The following is a 7,984-nucleotide window of genomic DNA, read 5'->3' on the forward strand; positions in this document are numbered from 1 at the left end:
TGGAAAGGATACCGCCGGGATGGCATATTTACCTGCGCGATTCCGTATCCGGCACAACAGATGAGTTATACAGCCAGTCCAGGTACCGGCTGTACCTGGAAGCAGGCGACTATAGCAACCGGTTCTCAGTGGTATTCAAAAAAGAAGGTGTTACACCCACACCAGGCGGTAGCAGCGCCATCTTCCAGGCCTATAGTATAAACGGGCAGCTCTTTGGTTACTTTGATAAGGTGCCCGATGAACGTTGTACCATTAACGTTATAAACCTGCAGGGGCAGGTGCTGTTCAGGAAAGAGCTATACAGCAACGGGCGGCACCTGCTGGGATCACAATACAGTAACGGCATATACATCGTGAATTTCCATACAAAGCAACAGGTAGTTTCAAAAAAAGTATTCATTCATAACTGATCTGATGAGCGGAGCAAGCGGCAAAAAAACATTTCACCTGCCAGGCTTTCAAAAAGGCCTGTACCTGGTACTGTGCCTGTTTTGCCTGCAACCGGCGCTGGCGCAGGAGCCGCCGCCGCGCCCGATCGCCATCTATGTAAACCCCGCGCAGGGGCTCATATTCGGCGCATTTTTCCAGGGCGCTTCCGGTGGCACGGTGATCATATACCCGGATGGCTCCCGCTCTGTAACCGGCAGCATTGTACAGGCCAATCTTGGCTATCCCTTCTCTTCAGCTGTTTTTGAAGTGGAAGCCAATCCCGGTACGCTCATCTCAATAATGAATGGGCCCAATGCAACCCTTAGCGGCAGCAATGGCGGTACACTCACCCTGCAGATAGGCGCTTCCAGCACCGGCAGCCCGTTCATTGCTACTGCCACCCCACCGGCACGTACGCAGGTGCGTATAGGCGGAACACTGATTGTTGGCAGCCCGCTGGCCAACCCCGTAGGGAATTACAGCGGAACGTTCAATGTAACATTCATACAGGAATAAAATATGATAAGCAGCATCCACAACATCATACACAGCAGGTGTAGCAGCATAAAAATGCTGTACCTGCTATTACCGTTATGCTGTTGCCGGATGTTGCTGTATGCAGCGGATAATAAGGAACCGGAGCCTGAGCCCATTCTCTTTGAAACCTCTGTATTCCTGGTGGTACAGGGCATTGGCGGGCTGGAGGTGCCGGCAATGATCAATGGTGATAGCGCCTATCTTTCTGTTACGGATGTATTTGATTTTATAAAGGTCAGGAACAACCGCTCAGCCACCGGCGATTCCATATCAGGATATTTCCTGGGCGAGAAAGATGTTTACCTGATAGACCGCGCAAAAAATGAGATCCGCTACCGCGATCATGTTTACAGGCTGCACAAAGAGGATCTTGCCGTATCAGGCACCGCCATTTTTCTAAGGCTGGAATACTTTGGAAAAGTATTCGGGCTGCCCTGCAAATTCAACTTCCGCAACCTTTCCGTGAACATGAACACCAGGCTGGAGCTGCCTGCTGTTAGGGAAATGCGGCTGGCGCAGATGCGGCAGAATATAAACCGCCTGAATGGAAGGCTGAAAGCAGATACGGTGATCAAACGCGATTATCCGCTTTTCCGGTTTGGAATGGCCGATTGGTCAGTAGTAGCAAACCAGCGCACGCAGGCCAGCGATGTATGGGTGAACCTGGGATTAGGCGCTACCATTGCAGGCGGCGAGGCCACTGCCTCCCTTAACTATAATAATTACGTACAGCAGCAGGTAGCGCCCGACAAAGGCGTGAAAGAGATCCGCCCTTTTGACCAGCGGCAGCAATATTACCGCTGGCGCTATGTAGATAATGACCAGCGCGGGCTGCGGCAGATCATTGCCGGCAAGATCTTCACACAATCCACCGCTTCCATTTTTGATCCGGTAGTAGGTGTACAGCTCACCAATGCGCCTACTACCTACCGCCGCTCTTTTGGCACTTATGCCTTAAGCAATATTACAGAACCCGGGTGGACGGTAGAGCTGTATGTGAACAATGCCCTGGTGGATTACACGGTAGCCGATGCCTCCGGCTTTTACACTTTTGATGTACCGCTGGTATATGGCAATTCACAGATCCGGCTGCGTTTTTACGGCCCCTTTGGGGAAGAGCGGATCCAGGAGCAGAACGTCAGCATCCCATTTAATTTTTTACCTAAGAATGAATTTGAATACACGGCCAGCGCCGGTTTTGTGGAAGATAGTTTGAACAGCCTGTTCTCGCGCGCACAAATGAATTATGGGTTCTCCCATCATATAACGATAGGCGCCGGAGCGGAATATCTATCCTCTATTCCCACCAACAAAGCCATGCCTTTTGTAACCACCTCCGTCCGTATGACCACTAACCTGCTGTTTAACGGGGAATACACACATAATGTAAGAACACAGGGCCTCCTTACCTACCGCACGCGCTCCAATTTGCAGGTAGATCTGCAATATACCCGTTATAAAAAAGGACAGCAGGCTATTATCTATAATTTCCGGGAAGAGCGGAAAATAATGCTGGCCAAACCTTTCTTCGGGCAGCACTTTTCCATGTTCACACGTTTAACACTGAACCAGCTCGTTTCCCAGGATCTGAAATACACTACTTCGGAATTGCTGTTATCCGGCGCCATATTAAGGGTAGGCACCAACCTTACCACCTATGCAGTATTGGTGGGCAAGGATCAGCCTTTCATTTACAGTAACCTGGGCCTGTCTTTCCGGATCCCCGGGCAATTCCTGGTGATGCCGCAGGTACAATATGCCTACACCGACAACAGGCTCATATCTGCCCGCTGTGAAATAGGAAAATACCTTTTCCGCAACGGCTACCTGAATGCATCTTATGAAAAAAATTACCGGAGCCGCATCAGTAATTTTCAGCTGGGCTTACGGTATGATTTTTCTTTCGGGCAAGTGGGAGCTTCCATCCTGCGGAGCAACCACACCACTACCGTTGTGGAATCTGCCAGGGGCAGCCTGGTATATGATGGTAAAACCGGTTATACCGGTGTAAGCAACCGCAGCATGGTAGGTACAGGCGGCGTTATTCTGCAGGCGTTCCTGGACCTGAACGGGAACGGGGTGCACGATAAAGGCGAGCCCAAAGCCCAGGGGCTCAGGCTTTCCGTTAATGGCGGGCGCGTATTCAAGGACCATCAGGATACCACATTGCGCGTACAGGACATGGAGCCTTACGCCACCTATTACCTGGACCTGAGCCGCAGCTCTTTTGATAATATTGCATGGCGGGCAAAAAACCAGGTGATCAGCGTGGTGGTAGTACCTAACCAGCTAAAGCTGATTGAAGTGCCGGTGGTGGTGGTGGGAGAAGTATCGGGCCAGGTGCTTTTGCATGAAAGCGAAACCTCAAAAGGGCTGGGCCGCATCAGGGTTTGCTTTTACCGGCCCGATTCAAGCATGGTGGCCAGCACCTTAACAGAAACAGATGGCTTCTTTAACTATATGGGCTTAGCCCCGGGAGCATACACCGCGCGGATAGATCCTGAGCAATTGAAAAAACTGGGATTGCGCTCCATCCCTCCTTCCCTTCCATTTCATATTTCTGCAAACAAGGAAGGCGATGTGATAGACGGGCTGCGGTTTACAGTGGAACGTGAAGCCGGGGCAATCGGGAAAGCCTGGTAGCTTTAATGTATCACCAACATGGTTAGGCTAAATAAAATATGCCCGCTCCCAATAACAGGAAGGTAAGAAGATAGCTGAACACCGGATGGTTTATAACGTAAGGCAAAAGTGATCCGCCACACCAGCATCGCCAAAACACCAATAGCAACACCGTACAAAGCCGCACCGGTAACTGAGTAGCTGGCAACACCCGCATCAACCAGCTTACGGTATGCTATAGCAAATAAGATCCCTATTGCATAGTGGACAATACCTGCTATTATCAATTGCCCGCGTGTATAAGGCAAGGGCTGCACCTGTAACCGCGGGCCGCTGAGCACCGCTGCCAGCACATGTATCACCCGCCAGTTCTTATGCGCCAGCCAAGACAATAAATAAACAAAACCAGTCATAATCGCAGTACCGGCAATACCAGCTAAAACAGACTTCATTTTATAATTGTTTTAAAATTTCAACTAACCAACATTCATGCCTTTCCCGGATAAATTTTCACATTTTATTAGCAAATGGTTTGAAATTTCACCATTAATTTGGCGCTGTTTTCAAAACCATTTCTACTGTAGAAAATAAATAGCTGTTATTTCATAAAGGACTAATTATTATTTATTAATTCTATGATAGCAATTTTAACTACCGGAAAACTGCATCGGCGGCTCATTCAGCTGCATCCACGTATCTTTCTTTCAGGCTTGTTTTTACTTATGTTATGCGGCCTCCACGCAACCGCACAAACAGCCAGCCGTTCAGCGCCACCTTTTACCGCAAGGCTTATGAACCTGGAAGCCGCCACCAACACCACATTCACCTACAACGCACAATTACGTAATGCGGCCCCTGTACCGCGTATCTTCCGCCTTTCAGGCAAGGTGCCAGAGGGTTGGGGCATTTCCTTCAAGGTAGAAGGCATGCAGGTAACGTCCATCAACATTGATTCCGGCCGAACGCAGGACATACAGGTGGAGATCAGTCCCACACCGGAAGCAAAGCCCGCGAAGTACGACATTCCCGTGGTGGCCGTAACCGGCATGGACACATCCAAACTGGCCCTGGAAGCCGTAGTAAAGGGCACCTACAATGTGCAGCTTACCACACCTACCGGCAGGCTGAGTGATGATGTAACGGAAGGCGGCCGTAAAGAGATCCGCCTGGTGGTGAAGAACCAGGGTACCATCCCGTTAGACAATCTAACCCTTTCTTCCCAAACACCCAGCCAATGGCAGGCCACCTTTGAACCCGCCACCATTGCGCAGCTGGCGCCAGGTAAGGAAGTGGAGGTGGTAACAACCCTGCAGGTGCCTGATAAAACTATAGCAGGCGACTACGTAACAAACTTCACCGTTAAAAATAATTACGCCACCGCTACTGCATCCTTCCGCATGACGGTAAAAACTTCCCTGCTTACCGGTTGGATAGGTATACTGGTGATATTACTGGCGCTGGGAGCTGTTTATTACCTTATCCGTAAATATGGCAGGAGGTAAAGGCTATGGAACAACCAATCATTGAGATCCATGGGCTAACAAAACACTATGGCTCCCTGAAAGCGGTCGATGATCTGCACCTGGCTATTCATAAGGGAGAGGTTTTCGGCCTGCTGGGCCCTAACGGCGCCGGCAAATCCACCACCATCCTGATGCTGCTTGGCTTAACGGAACCTACTGCCGGCGAGGCGCGCATCTGCGGGGTAAATGCTTCCCGCAATCCTATCTATGTAAAAAAGAAGGTAGGTTATATGCCCGACAATGTTGGCTTTTACAGTGACCTTACCGCCCTGGAAAACCTGGTGTATATAGGACGGCTGAACGGCATCCCGGAAAAGGAGGTGAAAGCGCGTGCCGGCGATATGCTGCAGCAGGTAGGACTGGAAGATGCGCTGCATAAAAAGGCAGGCACATTTTCCCGTGGTATGAAACAGCGTTTAGGCCTGGCCGATGTGCTGATCCGCCAACCGGAAGTGATCATCCTGGACGAGCCTACCCTGGGCATAGATCCCGCCGGGGTAAAGGATTTCCTGGAGCTTATCCGGCAGCTGAACCAGCAGCAGGGAATGACGGTACTGCTATCATCCCACCACCTTCACCAGGTACAGCAGATCTGTAACCGTGTAGGCATTTTCGTGGGTGGCCAGCTGCTGGCAGAAGGTAATATTGAAACACTGGCCGCTAACCTGTTCCGGTCAGCGCCCTATGAGGTACGGGTAACAGTTAAAACGCTGCCCGGACAAACGGAGTTGCTGCAGGAGCAGCTGCTGGCGCTGCCTGCCGTAAAGCAGGTAAGCTTATCCGCCAACAGCGCACAAATTGCAGGAGAGGAAAATATTACGCCCGAAATTGTGCGCTTCTTCGTCCACAACGGGTATGATGTAACCGGCGTACAGGAACGCAGCTACGGCCTCGATGAGATCTATCAACGTTATTTTGAAAATAATTTAAAGGAAAATATTCCCAATGCAAAGTCAACCGGCTTTTTTAAAAGGTCTTTTACCGGCAAATGGGGAAAGCAATAATGCCAGCCCGTTTTCTGTAATGGTACGGAAGGAAGTGGCAGACCAGGTACGCAGCTGGCGGTTCATCATTCTGGCCGGGCTTATACTGGTTACCTTCCTTGGCTCGCTGTACGTGTCGCTTACCAACATTGGCAGAGCCGTTGGCAACCCGCAGGATCCGGATCACTTGTTCCTTTACCTGAAGCTGCTGACCATTACCGACGGATCGTTGCCCCCCTTCCACGTATTTATTGGTTTCCTGGGGCCTTTGCTGGGCATTGCCCTGGGCTTTGATGCCATTAATTCGGAGCAGTCCAACGGTACGCTCATCCGCCTGATGGCGCAGCCTATTTACCGCGATTCCCTGCTGAATGCAAAGTTTACGGCCTCCCTCATTGTGGTGAGTATTTTATTCTTTTCACTCAGTCTTTTAATGATAGGCGGCGGGCTGATAACAACCGGTGTTAAGATGGAGCCTTCGGAGTTTATAAGGATCATGTGCTTCACTGCCCTTAGCGTGATCTACATCGCCTTCTGGCTGAACCTTTCCATTCTTTTATCCGTAAAGTTCCGGCAAACAGCCACTTCCGCGCTAACTGCCATTGCCATCTGGTTATTCTTTACTGTTTTTTACCAGATCCTTTTACGGATTGCCGTGAGCGCATTCCTGCCCGATCCCGGTACTTTGAGCCAGGAGCAGGTGGCATCTTACAATAGCACCATCATCACCATCATGCGGCTGGTACCCAGCCAGCTGTATACCGATGCTACTACCACCCTGCTCATGCCTTCCGTGCGCAGCCTGGGACCATTAACAATGGAGCAGATGGCAGGCGCTATCCCTTCGCCCTTATCAATACGGGAAAGCCTGCTGGTGGTATGGCCACAGGTGAGCGGGCTGATAGCCGCAACAGTAGTGTGCTTTGCACTTTCTTATTATTTATTCATGAGAAGGGAGATCAGGACCTGAGGAATGTAAAATGTAAAATTTTAAATCATAAATGTAAAAGTGGAATGCAGCGATTAGGTTCTGGTCAGATTTCGCTGCATTCCACTTTTACATTTAAAATTTTACATTTATGATTTTACATTATTAAACATTGGCATTTTAATGATCGAGATCTTCGACAATATCAGGAAGCTGTACAACTTTAGCGGCCCTTGCCCGGAGCTGGCTGATTACATTGAGTTTTTCTCTGAATCCTCTCCTGCAGCCACCAGCCGGCATGCTGCCAATGAATGTTTTACGGTAAAAATGTTCCCCAGCTGGACGCCCACCATCTGGATCAACCTGGGCGCGCCCTATCATTTGCTTACCGGCAATGATTGCCATATGATCCACCCGGCAGATGATGTGCTTGTTTTAAGGGATTCCATTGTAACCCGTTATAACCAGCCCTCAGATCATATTTTCACAGTGAAGTTCTTTCCCGGAGGCCTGGAGCGTATTTTAGGCATCCCACAAACAAAATTCATCAGCCAGGTGGTAGCATTAAAGAACATTATACCCCAGGCGCTCATTCAACAGGTTAAAACAGCCGATTCTTTTGAGCAGCGGATGCAGCTGCTGCAGCAATATTTCCTGACTAATTACGCCCGTAAAAAAAGAAAGGATCATTACATACAGCTGGTAAAGGATAGCATTGATCTTTACCACAATGGCAGCATGCAATACAATACCGGTGAAACAGCAGAAAAAATGTTTGTGACCTCTAAAACCATCAACCGGTATTTTAATAATATCATTGGCATCAGCCCTAAAAAATACTTTTCCATACTGCGTGCAAGAATGGCTTTAACAGCTTATGTAGCCAATAAAAAAGCCTTTGCACCCTGCGATTATGGCTATTATGATATGAGCCACTTTTACAGGGAAATGATCCGGTTCAC

8 protein-coding genes are annotated in these 7,984 nt (G+C 49.4%); 7 read left to right on the top strand and 1 reads right to left on the bottom strand.

Annotated elements, in window-relative coordinates; genetic code table 11:
* The 3 genes from VIM87_RS07310 to VIM87_RS07320 all read left to right on the top strand — a co-directional run.
* Positions 1-410 (top strand): T9SS type A sorting domain-containing protein (locus VIM87_RS07310; RefSeq protein ID WP_331996348.1); only part of this gene is annotated, 410 nt, incomplete at its 5' end.
* Positions 411-414: 4 nt separating this feature from the next.
* Positions 415-945, top strand: a complete 531-nt coding sequence (locus VIM87_RS07315; RefSeq protein ID WP_331996349.1) for a DUF4402 domain-containing protein — start codon at positions 415-417, stop codon at positions 943-945.
* Positions 946-1,035: 90 nt separating this feature from the next.
* Positions 1,036-3,609: a hypothetical protein gene (locus VIM87_RS07320; RefSeq protein WP_331996350.1), complete on the top strand. Its 2,574-nt coding sequence runs from the start codon at positions 1,036-1,038 to the stop codon at positions 3,607-3,609.
* Positions 3,610-3,611: 2 nt separating this feature from the next.
* On the opposite strand, the gene VIM87_RS07325 is transcribed toward VIM87_RS07320, so the two are convergent.
* Positions 3,612-4,040 carry a hypothetical protein gene (locus tag VIM87_RS07325; RefSeq protein WP_331996351.1) on the bottom strand — a complete coding sequence of 143 codons (429 nt, stop codon included), beginning with the start codon at positions 4,038-4,040 and terminating at the stop codon, positions 3,612-3,614.
* 339 nt (positions 4,041-4,379) lie between these two features.
* On the opposite strand from VIM87_RS07325, the gene VIM87_RS07330 reads away from it, so the two are divergent.
* From VIM87_RS07330 to VIM87_RS07345, 4 genes are all read left to right on the top strand, one after another.
* Positions 4,380-5,090: an NEW3 domain-containing protein gene (locus VIM87_RS07330; RefSeq protein WP_331996352.1), complete on the top strand. Its 711-nt coding sequence runs from the start codon at positions 4,380-4,382 to the stop codon at positions 5,088-5,090.
* A 5-nt stretch (positions 5,091-5,095) separates the two neighbouring features.
* The gene (locus VIM87_RS07335) at positions 5,096-6,115 is read left to right on the top strand and encodes an ABC transporter ATP-binding protein (RefSeq protein WP_331996353.1); all 1,020 of its coding nucleotides are present in this window, start codon (positions 5,096-5,098) and stop codon (positions 6,113-6,115) included.
* Positions 6,057-7,064 carry an ABC transporter permease gene (locus VIM87_RS07340; RefSeq protein WP_331996354.1) on the top strand — a complete coding sequence of 336 codons (1,008 nt, stop codon included), beginning with the start codon at positions 6,057-6,059 and terminating at the stop codon, positions 7,062-7,064. The genes VIM87_RS07335 and VIM87_RS07340 overlap by 59 nt, the downstream gene beginning before the upstream one ends.
* A 141-nt stretch (positions 7,065-7,205) precedes the next feature.
* A partial coding sequence (locus VIM87_RS07345; RefSeq protein ID WP_331996355.1) for an AraC family transcriptional regulator occupies positions 7,206-7,984 on the top strand: 779 nt, incomplete at its 3' end.

Source organism: Chitinophaga sp. (genome assembly GCF_036569125.1).
Taxonomy (GTDB): domain Bacteria; phylum Bacteroidota; class Bacteroidia; order Chitinophagales; family Chitinophagaceae; genus Chitinophaga.

Bases quoted from the DNA above. Each gene is read 5' to 3' on its own strand.
- VIM87_RS07340 (WP_331996354.1), top strand. From the start codon at position 6,057: ATGCAAAGTCAACCGGCTTTTTTAAAAGGTCTTTTACCGGCAAATGGG.
- VIM87_RS07320 (WP_331996350.1), top strand. From the start codon at position 1,036: ATGTTGCTGTATGCAGCGGATAATAAGGAACCGGAGCCTGAGCCCATT.
- VIM87_RS07315 (WP_331996349.1), top strand. From the start codon at position 415: ATGAGCGGAGCAAGCGGCAAAAAAACATTTCACCTGCCAGGCTTTCAA.
- VIM87_RS07335 (WP_331996353.1), top strand. From the start codon at position 5,096: ATGGAACAACCAATCATTGAGATCCATGGGCTAACAAAACACTATGGC.
- VIM87_RS07330 (WP_331996352.1), top strand. From the start codon at position 4,380: ATGAACCTGGAAGCCGCCACCAACACCACATTCACCTACAACGCACAA.
- VIM87_RS07325 (WP_331996351.1), bottom strand. From the start codon at position 4,040: ATGAAGTCTGTTTTAGCTGGTATTGCCGGTACTGCGATTATGACTGGT.